The organism is Phnomibacter ginsenosidimutans (assembly GCF_009740285.1).
Lineage (GTDB): Bacteria > Bacteroidota > Bacteroidia > Chitinophagales > Chitinophagaceae > Phnomibacter > Phnomibacter ginsenosidimutans.
In genome coordinates, this window is sequence record NZ_CP046566.1 from 1,732,501 (window position 1) to 1,752,646 (window position 20,146).

The 20,146-nt window shown below is 46.0% G+C and carries 13 protein-coding genes and 2 rRNA genes (1 of these 15 cut by a window edge); 8 read left to right on the plus strand and 7 right to left on the minus strand.

What is annotated here, in order from left to right; all coding sequences use genetic code 11:
* From GLV81_RS07520 to GLV81_RS07535, 4 genes are all read left to right on the plus strand, one after another.
* Positions 1 to 1,690 (plus strand): 23S ribosomal RNA (locus tag GLV81_RS07520) (it extends 1,108 nt beyond the left edge of the window).
* A 115-nt stretch (positions 1,691 to 1,805) separates the two neighbouring features.
* Positions 1,806 to 1,917: ribosomal RNA gene (rrf, locus tag GLV81_RS07525) — 5S ribosomal RNA — on the plus strand.
* Positions 1,918 to 2,095: 178 nt separating this feature from the next.
* Entirely contained in the window at positions 2,096 to 2,545 is a 450-nt protein-coding gene (locus GLV81_RS07530; RefSeq protein ID WP_157478227.1) for a c-type cytochrome, read from the plus strand.
* An 81-nt stretch (positions 2,546 to 2,626) separates the two neighbouring features.
* Positions 2,627 to 3,088, plus strand: coding sequence for a DUF4268 domain-containing protein (locus GLV81_RS07535; protein WP_281350824.1), 462 nt, complete (start codon positions 2,627 to 2,629; stop codon positions 3,086 to 3,088).
* Between the two features lie 2 nt (positions 3,089 to 3,090).
* Here GLV81_RS07535 and GLV81_RS07540 read toward each other — a convergent pair whose 3' ends face one another.
* The 3 genes from GLV81_RS07540 to GLV81_RS07550 form a co-directional block, all read right to left on the minus strand.
* The gene (locus tag GLV81_RS07540) at positions 3,091 to 4,263 is read right to left on the minus strand and encodes a glycoside hydrolase family 53 protein (RefSeq protein ID WP_157478231.1); all 1,173 of its coding nucleotides are present in this window, start codon (positions 4,261 to 4,263) and stop codon (positions 3,091 to 3,093) included.
* Positions 4,264 to 4,446: 183 nt separating this feature from the next.
* Positions 4,447 to 6,423 carry a RagB/SusD family nutrient uptake outer membrane protein gene (locus GLV81_RS07545; RefSeq protein WP_157478233.1) on the minus strand — a complete coding sequence of 659 codons (1,977 nt, stop codon included), beginning with the start codon at positions 6,421 to 6,423 and terminating at the stop codon, positions 4,447 to 4,449.
* A gap of 24 nt (positions 6,424 to 6,447) precedes the next feature.
* Positions 6,448 to 9,678 (minus strand): SusC/RagA family TonB-linked outer membrane protein, encoded by a 3,231-nt coding sequence (locus tag GLV81_RS07550; protein WP_197429016.1) that lies wholly within the window; start codon positions 9,676 to 9,678, stop codon positions 6,448 to 6,450.
* A gap of 505 nt (positions 9,679 to 10,183) precedes the next feature.
* Between GLV81_RS07550 and katG the strand changes: the two genes are divergently transcribed.
* On the plus strand, positions 10,184 to 12,406 hold the full coding sequence (katG, locus tag GLV81_RS07555; protein ID WP_157478237.1) for a catalase/peroxidase HPI: 2,223 nt from the start codon (positions 10,184 to 10,186) through the stop codon (positions 12,404 to 12,406).
* A gap of 154 nt (positions 12,407 to 12,560) precedes the next feature.
* Here the strand turns inward: katG and GLV81_RS07560 are convergent, their stop codons facing one another.
* From GLV81_RS07560 to ahcY, 4 genes are all read right to left on the minus strand, one after another.
* Positions 12,561 to 13,793, minus strand: a complete 1,233-nt coding sequence (locus tag GLV81_RS07560; protein ID WP_157478239.1) for a T9SS type A sorting domain-containing protein — start codon at positions 13,791 to 13,793, stop codon at positions 12,561 to 12,563.
* A gap of 113 nt (positions 13,794 to 13,906) precedes the next feature.
* Positions 13,907 to 14,407, minus strand: a complete 501-nt coding sequence (locus GLV81_RS07565) for a YqgE/AlgH family protein (RefSeq protein ID WP_157478241.1) — start codon at positions 14,405 to 14,407, stop codon at positions 13,907 to 13,909.
* A gap of 138 nt (positions 14,408 to 14,545) precedes the next feature.
* Complete coding sequence (locus GLV81_RS07570) at positions 14,546 to 15,154, minus strand: porin family protein (RefSeq protein WP_197429017.1); 609 nt, start codon at positions 15,152 to 15,154, stop codon at positions 14,546 to 14,548.
* Positions 15,155 to 15,310: 156 nt separating this feature from the next.
* Positions 15,311 to 16,636, minus strand: a complete 1,326-nt coding sequence (gene ahcY, locus GLV81_RS07575) for an adenosylhomocysteinase (protein ID WP_157478245.1) — start codon at positions 16,634 to 16,636, stop codon at positions 15,311 to 15,313.
* Positions 16,637 to 16,753: 117 nt separating this feature from the next.
* On the opposite strand from ahcY, the gene GLV81_RS07580 reads away from it, so the two are divergent.
* The 3 genes from GLV81_RS07580 to GLV81_RS07590 all read left to right on the plus strand — a co-directional run bounded on the left by GLV81_RS07580 (position 16,754) and on the right by GLV81_RS07590 (position 20,086).
* Complete coding sequence (locus tag GLV81_RS07580) at positions 16,754 to 17,248, plus strand: Lrp/AsnC family transcriptional regulator (RefSeq protein ID WP_157478247.1); 495 nt, start codon at positions 16,754 to 16,756, stop codon at positions 17,246 to 17,248.
* Positions 17,249 to 17,462: 214 nt separating this feature from the next.
* Positions 17,463 to 18,554 (plus strand): right-handed parallel beta-helix repeat-containing protein, encoded by a 1,092-nt coding sequence (locus GLV81_RS07585; RefSeq protein ID WP_157478249.1) that lies wholly within the window; start codon positions 17,463 to 17,465, stop codon positions 18,552 to 18,554.
* Positions 18,555 to 18,748: 194 nt separating this feature from the next.
* The gene (locus GLV81_RS07590) at positions 18,749 to 20,086 is read left to right on the plus strand and encodes a T9SS type A sorting domain-containing protein (protein ID WP_157478251.1); all 1,338 of its coding nucleotides are present in this window, start codon (positions 18,749 to 18,751) and stop codon (positions 20,084 to 20,086) included.
* The last annotated feature ends 60 nt before the right edge of the window (positions 20,087 to 20,146 follow it).

The window sequence follows — 20,146 nt, forward strand, 5'->3', positions numbered from 1 at the left end:
AAGAGTGCGTAACAGCTCACTGGTCGAGAGACTCTGCACGGAAAATGATCGGGCATCAAACTACGAACCGAAGTTCTAAACTAGCAGTAATGCTATTGGTAGGGGAGCATTCTAAACAGCACTGAAGGTGCACGGCGACGTGTGCTGGAGCGTTTAGAAAAGAAAATGTAGGCATAAGTAACGATAAAATAAGTGAAAAACTTATTCGCCGTAAGACTAAGGGTTCCTGATCGACGCTAATCGGATCAGGGGTTAGTCGGGTCCTTAGGCAAACCCGAAAGGGGTAGCTGATGGCAAGCTGGTTAATATTCCAGTACCTGCTATGCAATGAAAGTGACGCATCGACGTGGTCTGTACGAACTGACGGAATAGTTCGGCTGAGTGGAACCTTCGGGGGAAGCGAACGGATAAAATTGGTGCCAAGAAAAGCGAGTATAGCAGCCCGTACCGTAAACCGACACAGGTAGTCGAGATGAGTATTCTAAGGCGCTCGGGTGAGCCGTGGAGAAGGAACTAGGCAAATTGACGCTGTAACTTCGGGATAAGGCGTACCCACTTTGGTGGGTCTCAGTAAATTGGTTCAACCAACTGTTTAACAAAAACACAGGGCCCTGCAAAATCGCAAGATGACGTATAGAGCCTGATACCTGCCCGGTGCTGGAAGGTTAAGGAAGGATGTTCGGAGTAATCCAAAGCTTCTGACTGAAGCCCCAGTAAACGGCGGCCGTAACTATAACGGTCCTAAGGTAGCGAAATTCCTTGTCGGGTAAGTTCCGACCTGCACGAATGGTCTAATGAGTTGAACACTGTCTCCTCCACGAGCCCGGTGAAATTGTAGTATCGGTGAAGATGCCGGTTACCCGCCACGGGACGGAAAGACCCCGTGAACCTTCACTACAACTTTGCATTGATTTTGAGCAACCGATGTGTAGGATAGTTGGGAGACTATGAAGTGGCTTCGCCAGGAGTCATGGAGTCAACGTTGAAATACCAACCTTCGTTTGCTTAGAACCTAATCCCTAACGGGAGACAGTGCATGGTGGGTAGTTTGACTGGGGTGGTCGCCTCCTAAAATGTAACGGAGGCTTGCAAAGGTTCCCTCAGTACGGTTGGTAATCGTACGCAGAGCGCATTAGTATAAGGGAGCTTGACTGTGAGGCAAACAGGCCGAGCAGGGACGAAAGTCGGCTAAAGTGATCCGGCGGTTCTGAATGGAAGGGCCGTCGCTCAAAGGATAAAAGGTACTCCGGGGATAACAGGCTGATCTCCCCCAAGAGCTCATATCGACGGGGAGGTTTGGCACCTCGATGTCGGTTCGTCACATCCTGGGGCTGGAGAAGGTCCCAAGGGTTCGGCTGTTCGCCGATTAAAGTGGCACGTGAACTGGGTTCAGAACGTCGCAAGACAGTTCGGTCCCTATCTGTGGTGGGCGCTAGTAAATTGAGAGGACGTGACCTTAGTACGAGAGGACCGGGTCGCATGTACCGCTGGTGTATCTGTTATGCCGCCAGGTGTAATGCAGAGTAGCTATGTACAGCCAGGATAAACGCTGAAAGCATCTAAGCGTGAAACCTTCCTCAAGATGAGTTTACTTTTAAGGGTCGTAGAAGACTACTACGTTGATAGGCTGCAGGTGTAAAGGTGGTAACATCAAAGCCGAGCAGTACTAATTGCCCGTAAGCTTTAATTTTATTCTACTTCTGTGATTTACTTATTTTCCAATATGTCACCTTATTTACCCCTCCGACTCCCCTAAAGGGGAGCCTAGGTACCTCCCTTTAGGGAGGCCGGGAGGGTCAAGAGTTTATGGTGGTTTTGCCGAGGGTGTTCACCTCTTCCCATTCCGAACAGAGAAGTTAAGCCCCTCATGGCCGATGGTACTGCACAACCATGCGGGAGAGTAGGTAGCCGCCATATTTATTACGAAAGGTCTCACAGCAATGTGGGACCTTTTTTATTGCCCCTGATCCAATACCACAACCCTCTCATACAACCCATCAACTCATCAACAACGCAACATACAACCATTAAACCTTCCACAACTTCAGGGGAGGTTTGTATATTGAAGCGTCAATCACTTAAAACCAATCCAACCATGCACCAAAAAAAAACGATGGTAACTTTAATGTTACTTGTTCTCATTGCTTCTTTGAATTTGCTTGGGAAAAAGGCAGAAACAGCGCCTGAGCATAAGAATCTACAAATTTTACCGAAGGATATTTCTAAAGATGATCTGAAGTACATCATGGACGGCTTCAATGCGGCTTTGAATGTGAAATGCGGATATTGTCATGTACGCAATAATGAAACGAAAGAATGGGATTATGCTGCTGATACTAAACACAAAAAGAAAGAAGCCAGAGATATGTTGAAAATGACGAATGATATCAACAGTCAATATTTTGGTGTCAATTTAGCTGAAGCAAAGCCAAAGCTTGCTGTGACTTGTTATACTTGTCACAGAGGAGAAGAGCATCCGGTATTTGCACCAAAACCCATACCAGCTGATAGTTTACAGAGACCACTTCAAAAATTGCAGCAATAAATTAAAAAAGCAATCCAAACGGGTTGCTTTTTTAATTTGAGTATATCGGTTAATTGTTATCATTCTTGTTTCTTTGTTGGTATGTACTCCAAACAAGAAGCATCTGCCATCAAATCTCTTTTTTGGACGAGGTTTGGACAGTACATGAAACCCATTCCAAGTTCGTGGAAAGAAAAAGTGAATTGGGTGAACTACAAAACAGGTATCAAAGACATTTACTTCAGGATGAATGTGGATGCCCAAAAAGCAGTAATCAGTATAGATATTACCATTGATGACGCGATAATTCGGGCAATTGTATTTGAGCAGTTTACCAAAATGAAAAGTATGCTGGAGATGTCATCGCAAAACCAATGGATTTGGCAGGAAGAAGTATACAACGAATTTGGCTTTCCATATGCCCGTATTTATCAAGAGCAAGTGAACGTCAATGTATTTAAACAGGAAGACTGGCCTTCAATAATAAGTTTTTTAAAACAGAGAATAGTAGCACTTGACAATTTTTGGGCAGATGCTAAAGATGGTATCGATATGGTATTGTAAGATTAATAGGGATAAGTGGCTGTCATGAAGTTGATGCCTTTGTGCAAGTTATTGGAGTAATCAAAAAAAGTATTGTTTTCCCAACTACTGCCTGTTCCCCAGCTATCTTTTAATGAGGATGTTATCCATGCGGGCTCCCAAATCATAACGCCGCTTCCGCCTCCTTTCCAAACGGCATTTGTAAGGTCTTTATAGTAGGAGAATTGACCATCCATAGTTACAGGATAACCATTGATAATGCCACTGGATTCATAGAAAATATTTTGATAGTTGTCTGCCCCGGCATTAGTGAATGGAAATGCAGTTTCTACAACCATTATTTGCTTTCCTGTTTGTAATTTCAACTTCGCTACACTATCTGTAATTGCCTGCATACTATTGGTAGTACTCCATTTGTAATAATGCGACAAACCCAAAATGTCAAAATCAGTAACACCTGCCTGTACTATTTTAGTAACCCAGGCACTCGCTGTTTGTATCTGCGCCTGATGTAAAATAATTTTCGGCTTTATGGTACTGTTGACACTAAAGTCTCGAACAGCTTTTATGCCGGCATTCAATAAAACGGCAAAATTATTCCACCCGTTTGTTTGTACTTCGCCAACTGGCCAGCACATGCCCCCATTGGTTTCATTGCCTATCTGAATCATTTCAGGTGTCAGATTTTTAGCTGATAAAGTTTGCAGCACAAATAGGGTATAGTTATAAATAGAATCTTTTAATGTAGATACATTCAGATTACGCCAGGCTGTTGGTACATTTTGATGGGCAGGATCGGCCCATGTGTCGCTATAATGCAAATCGAGATTGACAGCCATTCCGGCAGCCTTAGCTCTTTGAATTGTTTTTGTAACGTCTGCCAGATTATTAAAGACGAAACCGCCATTCAAGCCGTTTTGCCAAGTTGGATTATGCCAAAGTCTAACTCTTATCGTATTGGTGCCATGTTGTTCTAACAGCGTAAATACATCAGCAACCTGTCCATTTAGTTTGTATTGACCACCAGCATTTTCTATAGCGTTAACGTATGATAAATCGGCACCCATGCAGAAGGTTTGCCAGGTATATGTTTTTTTGCTGTCAGTAGGATTAGCAGGTGATGTATTCTTTTTACAAGATGCTGCCCAACAAAAACTACAAAAGATTGCCAAATAGATCAGGTGTGCGTGTTTCATAAAAAATATTTACAGGATGCATGATTGCAACAGATACAAAGTTGCATCGAATCCCTATTACTAAAGCTGGTAATTATCAGTTTGCAAACCAGAGATACATATGAGTTTTTGTAGCCGGCCTTTCAAAGAAAAAAAGGCTGCCTCAGAAGAGACAACCTTTTGTAGTATGAGAAAAACTAACAATCAATAACCTGGGTTTTGATATGCTGCCATATCTGCTGCACTCATTGGATTGCCATTTACTGTTTGTGCAATCATTTGCAAATACGGAATGGGACGCAATTTGTGGAATGGTGCAAACGATGGGCTGATATCGGCATTGTACAACTTCGTACGATCATACAATGTTTCGGTACGTACCAAATCTTCCCAACGATAAAACTCACCACAAAGCTCACGGGTTCTTTCGTTAAGCATAAAATGAATGAACCGATCGGGTGTTGATGTAACGGTGGTGGGATACAATTCGCTGGCAGCGTTGGTGGTAAACAAGGAAGTAGTAGCCAGGTTGGTTGCAGCTGTTGCAGCCAATCCATTAGGACCACCGAGGTACAACCAAATCTGAGGGCTACGGGCTTCGTTTGCTTTGTAAGCAGCACGATTGCGCAGTGCATTTACATACGTCAATGCTGATGCATAATCACCTTTTCTACCATAGGCTTCTGCAATAATTAAATAGGTTTCTCCCAAGCGGGCAAAAGTACCGTTGCGAATACCACGTGCTTCGTTGTTCGTGTTAGTCAAACGAACAGGGTCCGAAAACTTCCACATGGCGAGGTACTTATTATTGGAAAAATCTGTTGTGATGGGGCCACCAACGGCAGCTTGTTTGTTACGTGCATATACCACATTGTACCGCATGGCAGACAGTTGAGACGTCAGTAAAGGGCGGTCAACAGGATTAACAATAAACAATGCTGCTGTATCACCAATACCTACACGTGGTTTTCCTACCAGTGAAGGAGACGGTGCATTGGCTGCCGTCCAAACGGGCAGGCCAGTATTGGATGCTACGTTTCTGTAATACACTGTTTGAAAGGTTTTAAAGAAACGGGAGTCGTTGATTTTATCAAACACATCAATAGCGTAATCTGTAGGGCGCAACCGGCGAAAAGGACGGCCGTTGAAGAAATCACGGGTCATGCCCGGCATGCCCGCATCATACTGTCCTGGGTAGAAAAGATGTGTTTGATTGTTGGTGCCTGCAAGGTTGAGGTTGGAGCTAAACTGTGCAGCAAATATGATTTCGTTGCTGGCATTGTTCGCGTCAATTTTTGCTTTGCTACTCAATGGTGCAGAACCATTTTCGCCCAACTGCGGAATTACGCCATCGGGATAGGCCGCATTAAACAAGTTACCATAATCAGCTTCCAATGCATGTCCGCTATTTACAATCACTTCATTGGCATAATAAATTGCACTATCCATATCGGTGGCTTTTTGGCCACGCTTATCTGTAACGGCACTTCCACGGGTAAGGTATGCTTTGGCCATAAAGTGAAATGCCATTGCTTTTGTAGCACGACCACGGTCCGTGCCGGTATAGCGCCAAGGCAATGCATTCGCTGCATCTTTAAAGTCAGTCATCACCTGATTGTACACTTGCTCTACACTGGCACGTGGAAATTCATATTGCGGTTCTACTGGCACTGATGTTACAAGCGGAACACCGCCCAGTTGCTGCACCAATTGGAAATAGTAAAAGGCCCGGAGTGCTTTGAGTTCTGCAATACGCAGATTTTTTTGTGCAGCCGTACCCAATACTTTCGAAGCAGGATTATCGTACTTGCCAATCAATTCTATGCCCTGATTACAACGGCGAATACCGGAATAATTATTGATCCACAAACCATTTACAAAGGCATCGTTTGCGTTGAGGTTAGCATCATAATCGTTGTAACGAACGTTGTTGAATTGGTCACCTTCCCGAAATTCATCAGTACCAAAATTGTACATGCAATAACTCTGCTCACCGGTAAATTTCCATTGTAATGGCTGGTATGCAGATTTTACTAAATCTTCAAGACCATTGTCTGTTTTGTAATAGTCTTCCGTAAGCGTTGTTACGAGTTCTTCTTCAATAAACTTTTTGCAAGCTGAGAGTGCCAGCATAGCTGCTCCCATCATTATACAGGCGGTATATTTTATATGCTTTTTCATTGCGAATGATTTTTACTGGTTTACTTACAAATCCACTTTTACACCCACCAGAAAACTCTTGTAGCTGTGCGATGTTGGTCCAACCTGGTTGGTGGTGGTGCCTGGAAATTCACGATACGGTACAGTTTCCGGATCGTATTTGCTGGCACTATGAATAAGAATGGGGTTGACTGCACTGAAGTATACCGCAGCATTGCTCATAAACATTTTGCTGGCCACATGCTTAGGAATGCGATAAGTAAGTGTAATGTTTTTTACACGTGCATGTGTAGCATCGCGGTAAGTGAGTGCTTCCCAGTTGAGCGGAATATCACTTGTTTGCGTTGGTTGCTGGTATTCATTGCTGGGGTTAGTTGGTGTCCAGTAGTTCACCTTGTTCGACTGATAACGACCTACCAAACCCGGGCGTGGTACACGGTACAAACCACCAATGCGGAAGTACACCATGAAATTCAGTTCCCAGTTTTTGTACGTAAATGTATTTCCGATACTACCGATAAACTTAGGGTTGTGCGAACCAAGTATTACACGGTCGGCGGGGCTGAAAGAACTATCACCGTTGGCATCAATAATTTTAATTCTGCCTGGTTGGTAGTTCGTATTGTTGCGACCATTTTTGGCCCAGTAAATAGATGGCAAAGAACCTTTTGCGGCCGTATCTGTGTATTGGAAAATGCCATCAGCCTGAAAACCCCAGTACACCTGCAAAGGCTGGCCAAGCAGCCAGAGGTTTGCAAAGTTGCTGTTGCCACTACCATCAATGTCTTCAATTTTTTCTTTGTTGGCAGTAAACATCCAGTCTGTACTCCAGCGGAAATTTCGCTTGGCAATATTCTGTGTTGTAATGGCAATTTCAATACCCTTGTTGCTTACTTCTCCAAGATTGAAATATACATTCGATACGCCGTTGGCTGCAGGTATGGTGCGGTTTTGCAGCTGGTCGGTAGTAGTTGATTTGTACAAATCAATAACGCCAGTGATACGGCCTTTCAGCAAGCCAAATTCCAAACCAATATTGGTGGTGGCTGTTTTTTCCCAGGTAAGGTTGGGTGTAGCAAAAGTGGTAGGTGCAGAACCAATGGCAGCAGTACCATTGCCCCAGTTGTAATTGGTAAAGCCCAGCGGGCCGGCTGTTTGATATGGATCAATAGAAGCGTTGCCCACACGGCCATAACCAATGCGAAAACGACCGCTGCTGAAGATGTCTTGATTCAGGAAAAAGTTTTCACGATTCAGTTGCCATGCAAATGATGCAGATGGAAACCAGGCCCCTTTGTTGCCTTCTGCCAGTACCGATGAATTGTCGTAACGGTTGCTGAGGGTAACAAGGTACTTGCCTTTGTAACCGTATTCAACACGACCCATGTACGATAAATATTGCGAAGCAGAGTAAGTGCCGCTACCGGTTACTGTGGCATCAGTGTTGCGCTGCAGTGAGTACCATTTTTGTTCTTCAAAAATGAGGTTGTTGGCCGACATCGATAATGAGCTGCTTCTGTTGAGGCTTTGCAGCTCTTGCAACAAGGTTACATTGATGCTGTGGTCATCTTTTATGCGGGTGTTGTATGTCAGGATATTATCGTACACCCAAGAGCTGGCTTCGTTGGTGGTTTGTGTGGCATTGGCCGCACTACCCAAGCGTACCGAAGATTGAGCACCATTGAACTGGCCACGGATAGAGTTGCGTTTATCCAAACCAAACATGGTTTTAAACTTCAAACCTTTCAGCAGGGTAAGTTCTGCATAGATGTTGCCAAACACCCGGTTGGCCGTGGTTTGATCAAACACTGTATTGCGGTCGTTGATAGCATTGATGATTTGCTGGTCGCGGTTCGGAAACATAATCCAGTTGCCGTTACTGTCATAAGGTTCTACCAATGGAATCATGCCCGATGCATTGCCATAAGAGCTGGTGCTGTTGTTGGTGATAGAGTAGATATAACTCATGCTGGTACCAAAGTTTAAAAACTTGGTAGGCTTAAAATCTACACTTGTACCTGCGGTATAGCGGGTAAAATCCTGGGCATATTCAATGCCTTTTTGTTTGAAGTAACCAAGGTTCAGCGACGACTTGAATTTTTCTGTTCCGCCGGTTACACTTACACTATGGTTGTCGGTAGTACCATGACGAAGACCAACATTGTTCTGCCAATCATAGCTCTTCACTTTCGAAGGGTCGTACATGTCGATGCTGTCGATTTGTGAAGTAATGCCCAGGTTGGTCATCAAAGCACGTTCGTCGGCAGTAGTAGCCCGACGCTGGGCTATGTACACACCGTTTGTTGGGTCGTACACCCGCCATGTGTAGGCATCTTTTATCGAGTTCCATTGCTCCACACTACCAAAGCGGTCTCTGAACAGCGCAATATCATTCAGCGCAGTGGGGTAGTAAAACAGCGGGTTGCTGGCGGTTGCGACACCACGGGTGCGGGTATAGCTTCTGTCAGCAAAAAAAGCCTGCCGCCAAGAGTCAGCAATCTCTGCACCGTTAAAAATAGGTAGCGGACGAATGATGCTTTCTACGGAGCGGCTACCCTGATAATTCACAGAAGTTTTTCCGGCTTTGCCTTTACGTGTCGTTATTTGTATAACACCGTTGGCACCACGTACACCATAAATAGCTGTAGCAGAAGCGTCTTTCAATACGTCAATGGTTTCAATATCGGCGGGGTTCATATCGTCGATGGTGTAGCTCACCGGAAAACCATCTACCACATACAGTGGCTCGTTGGAAGCACTCAGCGAACGGTTGCCCCGAATACGAATAGTGCTACCTGCACCGGGCCGAAATGTATTTGCCGTGGCCAGTACACCCGGTATTTGACCCTGCAGGGCTTGGGTAATATTGGTTGAAGGAACAGAACGCAATTTTTCACCTGTAATAGAAGACGTGGCACCGGTTACTTCTGTACGCTTGCGGCTACCGTAGCCTACCACCACCACATCATTCAATGCTGATGCATCCGGCGCCATATTGATGGCCAATGTGGTTTTGCCGGCAATTGCAATTTCTTGTGCAGTGTAGCCAATAAAGCTAAACACCAGCGTTTCCTTACCTGTAAGGCCACTCAGTGTAAATGAACCCTGGGCATCGGTTTGCGTACCCTTGCTGGCCCCTTTTACACTAATGGTTACACCTTGCAGCGGTTTGCCAGTGTCATCGGTTACTTTTCCTGAAATGCTTTGTTGATTGACTTCTTGAGCCATGGCTGGTGAGGGAGCAAAAAGCAGGGGTGTTGCATTTCCTACCAGCATGCAGACGAGGATACCCCATCGTGCAGACGGATTTTTTTTCATACGGCAGTTGAGTTGGTTAAAATCGAAGGTTAAAGTAGCAGGCTGCCAAAGGGGTACTGTCCTGTACCGTACGGTAGTTATTAAGAAAATATACTAATGCCAAAAGGTCGCCAATGCGCTAAACCACTGTGTTTGAAGGCTTCTGTAGAGTTATTCACCTTGGTTTTGAGTAACTGTGTATAGCGAACAGAATTTGCGCAAACGTCTGCGTAAATGCTACCCTGAAAAGCGAAGGAGGTCGGCGAATTAGTTCATTGAAGTAATTATTTAATTATCACTTATGTCTATTCCGCCCCAACAATTACCGACCTTTAGAGGTTAAGGAATGCTAGATGAAAGATTATAGGCATTTGCTATAATGATATACTGATAATTGATTTGATTTATCATGTAGGCGGCTGTAATCTTGACCTGTTTTTCTGTTGAACCGATTGTTTCATTCTACATTTTTAAATTATACAGTATGAGTAATCCTACCGCCAATGCACCTGCGGGTGACATCAGTAAATGTCCGTTTCACAACGGCAGCATGAGTTTGGGTACTGCCGGTTCGGCACCCACCAACCGCGACTGGTGGCCCAACCAATTGAAGCTGAATATTCTGCGCCAGCATTCTGCTTTGTCTAATCCGCTGGACAGCAACTTCAATTATGCTGAAGCTTTTAAGAGCCTCGACCTGGCCGCAGTGAAAAAAGACCTGGCCGAGTTGATGACCAACTCACAAGATTGGTGGCCTGCAGACTATGGTCATTATGGTCCGTTCATGATTCGGATGGCCTGGCACAGCGCCGGTACTTACCGCATTCAGGATGGCCGTGGTGGTGCCGGTACGGGCACGCAGCGTTTTGCACCCCTCAACAGCTGGCCCGACAACGGCAACCTCGATAAGGCCCGCTTGCTGCTGTGGCCCATCAAGCAGAAATATGGCAACAAACTGAGCTGGGCCGACTTGATGATTTTGGCCGGCAACGTGGCACTGGAAACTATGGGCTTCAAAACCTTTGGCTTTGCCGGAGGTCGAGAAGATGTGTGGGAACCTGAGGAAGACATTTACTGGGGTAGCGAAACCGAGTGGCTGGGCGACAAACGCTATACCGGCGACCGTGACCTCGAAAACCCATTGGGTGCTGTGCAAATGGGTTTGATTTATGTAAACCCCGAAGGCCCCAACGGCAATCCTGATCCCATTGCTGCAGCCCGTGACATCCGCGAAACATTTGCCCGCATGGCCATGGACGATGAAGAAACCGTTGCCCTCATTGCAGGTGGCCACACTTTTGGTAAAACCCATGGTGCTGCCGACCCCGGCAAATACGTAGGCCGCGAACCAGCTGGTGCCAGCATGGAAGAGCAAGGCCTTGGCTGGAAAAATACTTTCGGAACAGGTAATGCCGAATACACCATTACCAGTGGTTTGGAAGGTGCCTGGACAACAACTCCTGCAAAATGGAGCCACGACTATTTCAAGCATTTGTTTGAATACGAGTGGGAACTCACCAAGAGCCCTGCAGGTGCTCATCAGTGGGTAGCAAAAAATGCTGGTGAAACTGTTCCAGATGCACACGTGGCTGGCAAGTTCCATAAGCCTTTCATGCTGACTACCGACTTGTCTTTGCGTTTTGATCCTGCCTACGAAAAAGTATCTCGTCGGTTCTATGAAAACCCCGATGCTTTTGCTGATGCATTTGCCCGTGCATGGTTTAAGTTGACACACCGCGATATGGGACCACGTGCCCGCTACCTCGGTACCGAAGTGCCCGCTGAAGAATTGATTTGGCAAGATCCTATTCCTGCTGTTGATTTCGAAGTGATTAACGAGCAGGATATTGCTGCACTGAAAGGTCAGATTTTGGCCAGCGGTTTGAGTGTAGGTCAGCTGGTGCGTACCGCCTGGGCTTCTGCTTCAACCTTCCGTGGTAGCGATAAGCGTGGTGGTGCCAACGGTGCCCGCATTCGCCTGGCGCCGCAGAAATACTGGGCTGCCAACAATCCTGCCGAACTGAGCAAGGTGTTGGAAGTGCTGGAAGGCATACAGCAGAGCTTTAATGCTGCACAAACAGGCAACAAGAAAGTAGCACTCGCTGATGTGATTGTACTCGGTGGTTGTGCTGCTATTGAAAAGGCTGCAAATGATGCCGGCTACCATGTAACCGTGCCTTTTACAGCTGGCCGTAATGATGCCTCTCAGGAGCAAACGGACGTAGCCTCATTCGCCGTGCTCGAACCCATCGCTGATGGTTTCCGTAACTACGCCAAAGGTCATACTGCTTCTTATGCCGAACACATTTTGGTAGATAAGGCACAACTGCTCACCCTGACTGCTCCTGAAATGACAGCGTTGGTAGGTGGACTGCGTGTATTGGATACCAACTTTGATGGCGGTAAGCATGGTGTACTCACCAGCCGCCCCGGTGTATTGAGCAACGACTTCTTTGTAAACCTGCTCGACCTGAACACCGCCTGGTCTGGTACTTCAGAAAAGCAGGAACTGTTTGAAGGTCGTGACCGCAAGACCGGTGCTGTAAAATGGACCGGTACCCGTGCCGATCTGGTGTTTGGTTCTAACTCAGAGCTGCGTGCCGTAGCCGAAGTGTATGCCTGCGCCGATGGTGCTGAGAAGTTTGTACACGACTTTGTAGCAGCCTGGAATAAGGTAATGAACCTCGATCGTTTCGATATGGCATAAATACATTTGTGTGGTGTGAAGAATAAGGTGGCGCTGGCAACAGCCCACCTTTTTTATGTGCCAATAACGAAAGACTGTCGCAAAACAAAACGGTTTGGATACATGCTTGTATCCAAACCGTTGCTATGAAAAAGGAGAGAAGATTATTTCACTATCAACGACAGCGTTTGTTTTTGCCGCTGGCTTCTTCTACCAATTGCACACTGTACATACCAGCAGAAAGCTGCTGAATGGGTACTTGTAATTGGCCATTGCTGCTGGTTACCTGACGGCGCAGCAATACCTGTCCGTTATTGTTGCTGATTTGCAGCCAACCTTTGAAAGAAGTAGCCTCTGCCAGTTGTACAAACACTTGCTGGCTGGCAGGATTGGGATACAATTTTGCTTGCAATGCAGTTGCTTGTGCAGTGAGTTGCTGTACTGCAGAATAGGTGAAGCTTCCATCGAGATCAATGCTCTTAATTCGATACAATGCAGTGCCGGCAAGGGGTTGGGCATCTACGGCTTTGTATTGTCGACGGCTGTTGCTATTGCCTTGAGCGGTTACAGATGCTACAGTTGTCCAGCTGCTGCTGCCGGCGGTGCTCCGCTGCAGTTCAAATTGTTTGCTGTTGGTTTCTGTAAGCGTGGCCCAGCTGGCTACTACTGTCTGCTGCTGTTTGGCTACTGCAAAATCGGTGAGCTTCACGGGCAGTATCGACGCATTGGTAGAAATTGTAAAGTCATCAATGGCGAGGCCATCGTCGGCCGAAGAAGCATCTGCATCTGACCAGCGAATCCATACAGTTGCACCATTGGGAATGCTCAATCCGTTAATTGTGCTTGTAATAGCTGTACGATTACCTGTGGCATTGCCATCTTTTGCGCCAACTGTTGTAGTAACAGGAGATACAAAATCTAGGCCATTGGCATCAGTCCATATACCCGTAGTCAGGCTCGTTGCATCTGAACTATAACTAAAGTCCAGTTGGTCGGTGCGGGAAGCAGTTCCCAAACGCCATTGTTCACCTGTGTAGGTAATGGTAATTGAGGTAAGCGTTATTCCTGTATTGTTTGTAAAAGAGGCCCCGAAAACAGAAACAAGCGTTCCACTTCTCAAGCTGCCCAGTGCTCTTTCTGTAGCGCCGGCAGCACCATAACTGTAGGTGTCACCAGTGTTTGATGCGCCTGCATCTACTGCATATTGTTCATTATCCCGGGCTCCGCCACCAGTTTCGTTCAAATACCATCCAGAGATGCTAAGAACGTTGGTAGTGGTACCGGCAGTGTTAGACAACGCATCAAAATTTTGAGAGTAAGTACTACCAGCCAGCAAGGAAATAGATTGGGCAAAACTCAGGGCCGACAGCAGGCAACCTGCTGCCAAAAAAAGTAAAGGTTTTCTCATAGGAGGGGGTGTTTGATTAAATAGGTAGGCGAATATAATAATCCGTTATACTCAAAATACCAATCCACAACTCTCCGTGGGTAATTAATGGAAACTTAATGCACACAAGGGTTTCAGCGATATTTGGACTGCCATAGCTGCCACATATTTTGTACGTCGTTGGCAAATACTTCAGCAACAGGTGCCTCAATTAATTGCCAACTGCCTTCGGCAATTTCTGCTTCCAGTTCGCCGGCATCCCAACCACAATAGCCAATCAAACATTTTACTTCCTGGCTACTGAGTTTGCCTGCCTTTAGTAAAGAAACAATGGTTGCAAAATCGCCACCCGTAGCCAAACCTTCACAAATGGTAAAACTATTGGCCACCACATCAGGGCGGGAGTGGAGGCAGTACATCATGTCGCTTTGTACGGGGCCACCATTGTACAAAGGCTGCGCCGGACCATAGCGAAATTCCTGTAGCTCATTCAGGTTTCGTCCATGCAGTTGGTTGATGATAAACCCAATGCAGCCATCGCCATTTACTTCTGTAATCACCAATATGGTTTGCTCAAAAAAAGTATCATCGAGCAAGGGCGTACTCAACAAAAACTGACCGGGGCGAATGTGCATACAATTGCTTTATTGCCTAAAGGTAAGTGAGTAGCTGCCGAATGATTATGGGTAGTTTGGAGGACTATGAACTTACTTCAAAATTCTTTAGGAGTTGCCAGTGAAATAGGTGCAACGGCATCAAGAAAATAGAAATGGTTATTGCAGATAAAAGAAAACCGAAAGATTGAAAAACCTGTTTTTGGTGGTTGCATTACCCGGGTCTTTGATCAAGTTTGTAAAACCATGGCTGTACCGGGCATTCAGGTCAACTTTTTTTGATAAGGCATAACCAACCACCACATTACCCGCTGCATCGAAAGGCTTGTAATGGGTAATATCAAAACTCCTGTTTTCAAAACCCGACAGTTTGGAAAAGACTTTGACACCAACACTCGGACCTGCTCCGAAATAGAGTTGCTGCAATTTGTATTGAAGAATTAAAGGCAATTCTATATACCCGATTTTTTCACGAACATTATAGCTTTTCAAATTGTCGTCTAGCAAAGTCATACCTGCGCCAACAACAGAAAATGCAGGTTCGGCAGAAAGTGATAAGTGTTTTGAAAGCGTTGCTTTTACGAAACCGCCCAATTGATAACCCGGCATTGGTTTGGTATTTTGAATGGTGTTCGGCACTTGAGGAATGGACATGTTCTTCGTTTGATTCGCCACATTCAGGCCTGCTTTTAAACCATACTTAATTTGACCTTGGGCAATTAAGCCAAGCAGCAGATTTACCAAAACGATAATGAAAGACTTTTTCATAAGGAACGGTAGTGATGACCACTTAAAAGTATGCATTTCTACTTCAAATAGCCTACCGAAGTAATGCGTTGTCTTAACCACTTGTTGCACTTGTCTGAAAGCAAAAAGCCCGTTACCAAAAAAAGTAACGGGCTTTGATTGTAGCTAATAATTAGATTAGTAACGGTACATGTCCGACTTGAAAGGACCAACCTTGCTGATGCCGAGGTATTCGGCTTGAGCGTCGGTCAGTTCGTCCAGCTCAGCACCCACTTTGGCCAGGTGCAGACGGGCTACTTTCTCATCGAGGTGCTTAGGCAGCACATATACTTTGTTTTCGTAATTGGCGTGGTTGGTCCACAGTTCAATTTGCGCCAGTGTTTGGTTGCTAAAGCTGTTGCTCATTACAAACGATGGGTGACCAGTAGCGCAACCCAGGTTTACCAGGCGGCCTTCTGCCAGCAAAATGATGTCTTTACCATCCACATTGTACAGGTCTACCTGTGGCTTGATGGTGTCTTTGGTATGACCGTAGTTGGTATTCAACCAGGCTACATCAATTTCAATATCGAAGTGGCCAATGTTGCACACAATGGTCTTGTCCTTCATGGCCTTGAAATGATCACCGGTAATGAGGTCGCGGCAGCCAGAAGCAGTTACCACAATGTCGGCTTCTTTTACAGCGTCCTTCATTTTCTTCACTTCAAAACCATCCATGGCAGCCTGCAGGGCGCAAATGGGGTCGATTTCGGTAACGATAACACGGGCACCGGCACCACGCAATGAAAGGGCAGAACCTTTACCTACGTCGCCATAACCACCTACAACGGCTACTTTACCCGCCATCATTACGTCGGTTGCACGACGGATCGCATCCACCAGACTTTCCTGGCAACCGTATTTGTTGTCGAACTTGCTCTTGGTTACGCTGTCGTTTACGTTGATTGCAGGAATGGGCAATGTGCCTTTGGCCATACGTTCGTACAAGCGGTGTACACCTGTTGTGGTTTCTTCGCTCAGGCCTTTGATGTTGGCAACGAGCTCAGGATATTTGTCGAACACCATGTTGGTGAGGTCGCCACCATCATCCAGAATCATGTTCAACGGACGATCGGCACCACCAAAAAACAGGGTCTGCTCAATACACCAATCGGCTTCTTCAATGGTTTGACCTTTCCAGGCAAATACACCCACGCCGGCAGCAGCAATTGCCGCAGCAGCCTGATCTTGTGTAGAGAAGATGTTACAGCTGCTCCACTTTACTTCGGCACCCAGGGCTACCAGGGTTTCGATGAGTACAGCAGTTTGGATGGTCATGTGCAGGCAACCGGCAATGCGGGCACCTTTGAGCGGCTGGCTGGCGCCATACTCTTCGCGGATGGCCATCAGACCGGGCATTTCGGCCTCAGCCAAACGGATTTCTTTGCGGCCCCACTCGGCGAGGCTAATATCTTTCACCTTGTAAGGAAGGCTGAAGTCAATAGTAGAAGCTAATGTTGACATAGGTTTTTAATTAGTGTTGCAAAAGTACACTGGTAGAATAATATTCCAACGATGTGGAATAATAAAGGCAATGTGCCATGAAATGAGGATATTCGAAGGACAAATGACCTGTTTTATATGCCATTCAGCCCCAAAACAGAAAATTCCACTAACAGCGTGGTACTCGATGCCAAAGACCTGGCCATTTTGCAATTGCTGCAAGACAATGCCCGCATTACCGTGAAGGAAATTTCGGAGAAAATACACCTGAGCACTACCCCTGTGCACGAACGCATCAAACGCATGGAAGAAAGCGGCGTTATCCGCCAATACGTAACCCTGCTGGATGCAGAAAAAGTGCGTAAAGGCCTGACCGTTATTTGCTATGTAAGCCTGAAGCAACACAGCAAAGAAGCGGGCAGCAAATTCATCCAATCCATTTTACAAATGCCCGAAGTGGTGGAGTGCTACAACATTAGCGGCGAGTTCGACTTCATGCTCAAAATTGTGGCTGAAAACATGAACAGCTACTACGACTTCCATGTCAACAAGCTGGGCGAAGTAGACAACATGGGCAATATCCAAAGTGTATTTGTGATGGGGGTTATTAAGCAAACGCACCGGTTGGTGTAGGCGAGAGTTGGTAGGTTAATAGGTTGGAAAGTTCACAAGTTTACTGATTCCAAAGTGCACAAGTTGGTAGCTTTTGAGAGCAGTCATGCTGACGCAGGAAGCATCTCATCAGATGTATATTGAAGTGAAATGAGCAACACTTGAATACGCCCAATGGCGTATTGTTGGGGAGTAGGGGTAAGGGTACTTTAGCCATCTAAATATTCCTTCCCCCATGAAAGCAATCTTACTCTCACTTACTTTTTTTGGCATGGCCGCCACTGCGCTGGCCACGGTGCATACAGTAAGCAACGATCCTGCCACAGTAGCCCAATTCAGTAATCTGCAAACGGCAATAGATGCAGCAGCTTCCGGCGATACGCTTTTTGTACATGGTTCGCCTACTATTTACACAGGTGTTACCTGGGCCGATAAAAAGCTGGTAATTATAGGGCCGGGTTTTGCCCCCGATAAAGAGTTGACAGCAACCGCAAAAATTGCCGGCATTACCATCCGCAATACAGCCGCCGATGGCTCTTCCAGTGGCACAGAACTAAATGGATTGGTGCTGACAGGACAACTTAATGTGTCCGATGGATTTTCAGGTTCGCAGCCCGTTAATAACCTGCTGATTCAACGCTGTGAATTTAAAAGCACTTTACGAATTGGGACTGCTGGCGGTGGCTATGGCAACTACTTATTCGAAGGCAACTACTTCAATGGTTCTGGTGTCGACAACGGTAATCAGTCGGGTAGCACCTTCAGCAATTTTATCTGGCGCAACAATGTTTTCCGCAATGCTCTCAATGGTCGCTGTTTCGGATTTTTTGAAAATACAGCCAACATGTTGGTTGATCACAATCTATTTTACACATCCAATTCATCATTGACTGTTTTTGTAACCTGTTCTAGTTTTCTTGTAACGAATAATGTATTTCTGAAATCAAACGCAGCAGGAGCCAGCAACAGTGTATTCAACAACAACCTCACTTTTAATACCCCCAACAATACCCCCTGGGCGGTAAACAACAACGTTGATGGTGGCGGCAATGTCAGCAACCTCGACCCGCAAATGGCCGATCAAACCAACATTAATAACGGGGTCGATAATCCGTTGTTAGATTTTACCATAGCTGCGGGTCCTGCCAATGCCAGCGGTAGCGATGGCAAAGACATGGGCCTGTTGTTTGATGCTACAAGTACAGCCAACTGGGCTAATAGCCGCAACAGCCGATTACCGAGGGTTACAAAAATGAATATTCTCAATCCTACAGTAGCACCCAATGGTACACTCAATGTGCAGGTAGAAGCCAAAGTGAGCAACTAATCCATTTTTCACACATCAATTTTTGAGGATGAAATATACATGGATTAGCATGTGTCTGCTGTTGTTATGGACAGGCACAGCTCAAGCCCAAACCATTGTCGGCGGTGAGTTTTTTTTCGATCAAGATCCGGGAGTGGGCAATGCCGTGCCGGTGAGTGTAACTGCTTGCTGCACAAATCAATCAGCAAGTAAGTGTGCCCATCGGAGCATTGCCAGAAGGCTTTCACAGTTTGAGCATGCGGTTTAAATCCAATGCCGGCCACTGGGGACAATACACACAGCGGTTGGTGTACGTGTTAGCTACAGGTAGTTCGTTAGTGAGCAATCTTGCTGCCGCAGAATATTTTATTGATACCGATCCTGGCTTGGGCAATGGACAAAGCTTTGCAATTGGCAGCGGCAGCACTGTAAGCACGTTATTAAATATTTCACTCAATGGTTTGAGTGAAGGATTTCATACACTGGCCATCCGGTTTAAAGATGCTTCGGGAAAATGGGCGTTGTATTCACAGCGGATGTTTTATGTGGCTACTAATGCAAATACGGCAGCCAATATTGTTGCAGGTGAATACCTGATAGATGCTGACCCCGGAGTAAGCATTGCTACACCTGTGGCTGTAACCATTACGCCCGGCGCTACAGTGGCTACGTTGATCGATGTTCCTGTGGCAGGTTTGTCGGAAGGCTTTCATACACTGGCTTTGCGTTTTAAAAATGCCGACGGTGTATGGGGTGCGTATTCACAGCGGCTGTTTTACATTACACCATCGGCCTTGGCTACGGGCAATATTGTGGCTGCCGAATATTTTATTGATACCGACCCCGGTATTGGCTTGGGGGTTAATTTACCAGTGCCTGCACCTACACCAACCATTGCCGGCAATTTTGCTGTTGCTGTTCCGGCAGTGCTTTCAAACGGACAACATTTTTTGTTTGTTCGGGTGAAGGATGAACAGCAACGCTGGAGCATGTATGCCATGGATACTTTTACGGTGAACAATGCATTGCCCGTAACTGGCATGACACTGCAAGCCAGCTGGCAAAACAATCAGGCATTGCTCTCTTGGCATACACTTACCGAAACCAACAGCCGGTATTTTGACATTGAAAGAAGTGCCGATGCCATCCATTATCAGCGGGTTGGTAAAGTGCCTGCAGCAGGTAATAGTGTGCAAAAAAGACAATATCAGTTTATTGATGAAAGTGCACAGGCTGGTGTACGTTACTACCGGTTGAAACAATTGGATATGGATGGCGCATTTGAGTATAGCAATGTGGTGATACTGGCAAATACACAAGCGAACACAAACCTGCAAGCCATGCCCAATCCGGCAAGTAATCAGGTGCGGTTTGCTATTCCGGCCAGTAATCAGAAGTTGGTGTTTTCCGTGTACGATGCTGGCGGAAAATTCGTTTTCGCCACCTCATCAGCCCAACCTGTACTGGATGTGCGAAGCCTTGCAGCCGGTACTTATTTTGTAACCATTACCGATGGCCTACAGCATTGGCAGGCAAGGGTTGTAAAGCAGTAGATTCTGATTTGCGATTAGTAATTAGGGATTTGTAATTAGTAAATAGTAGTACTTCAAGAA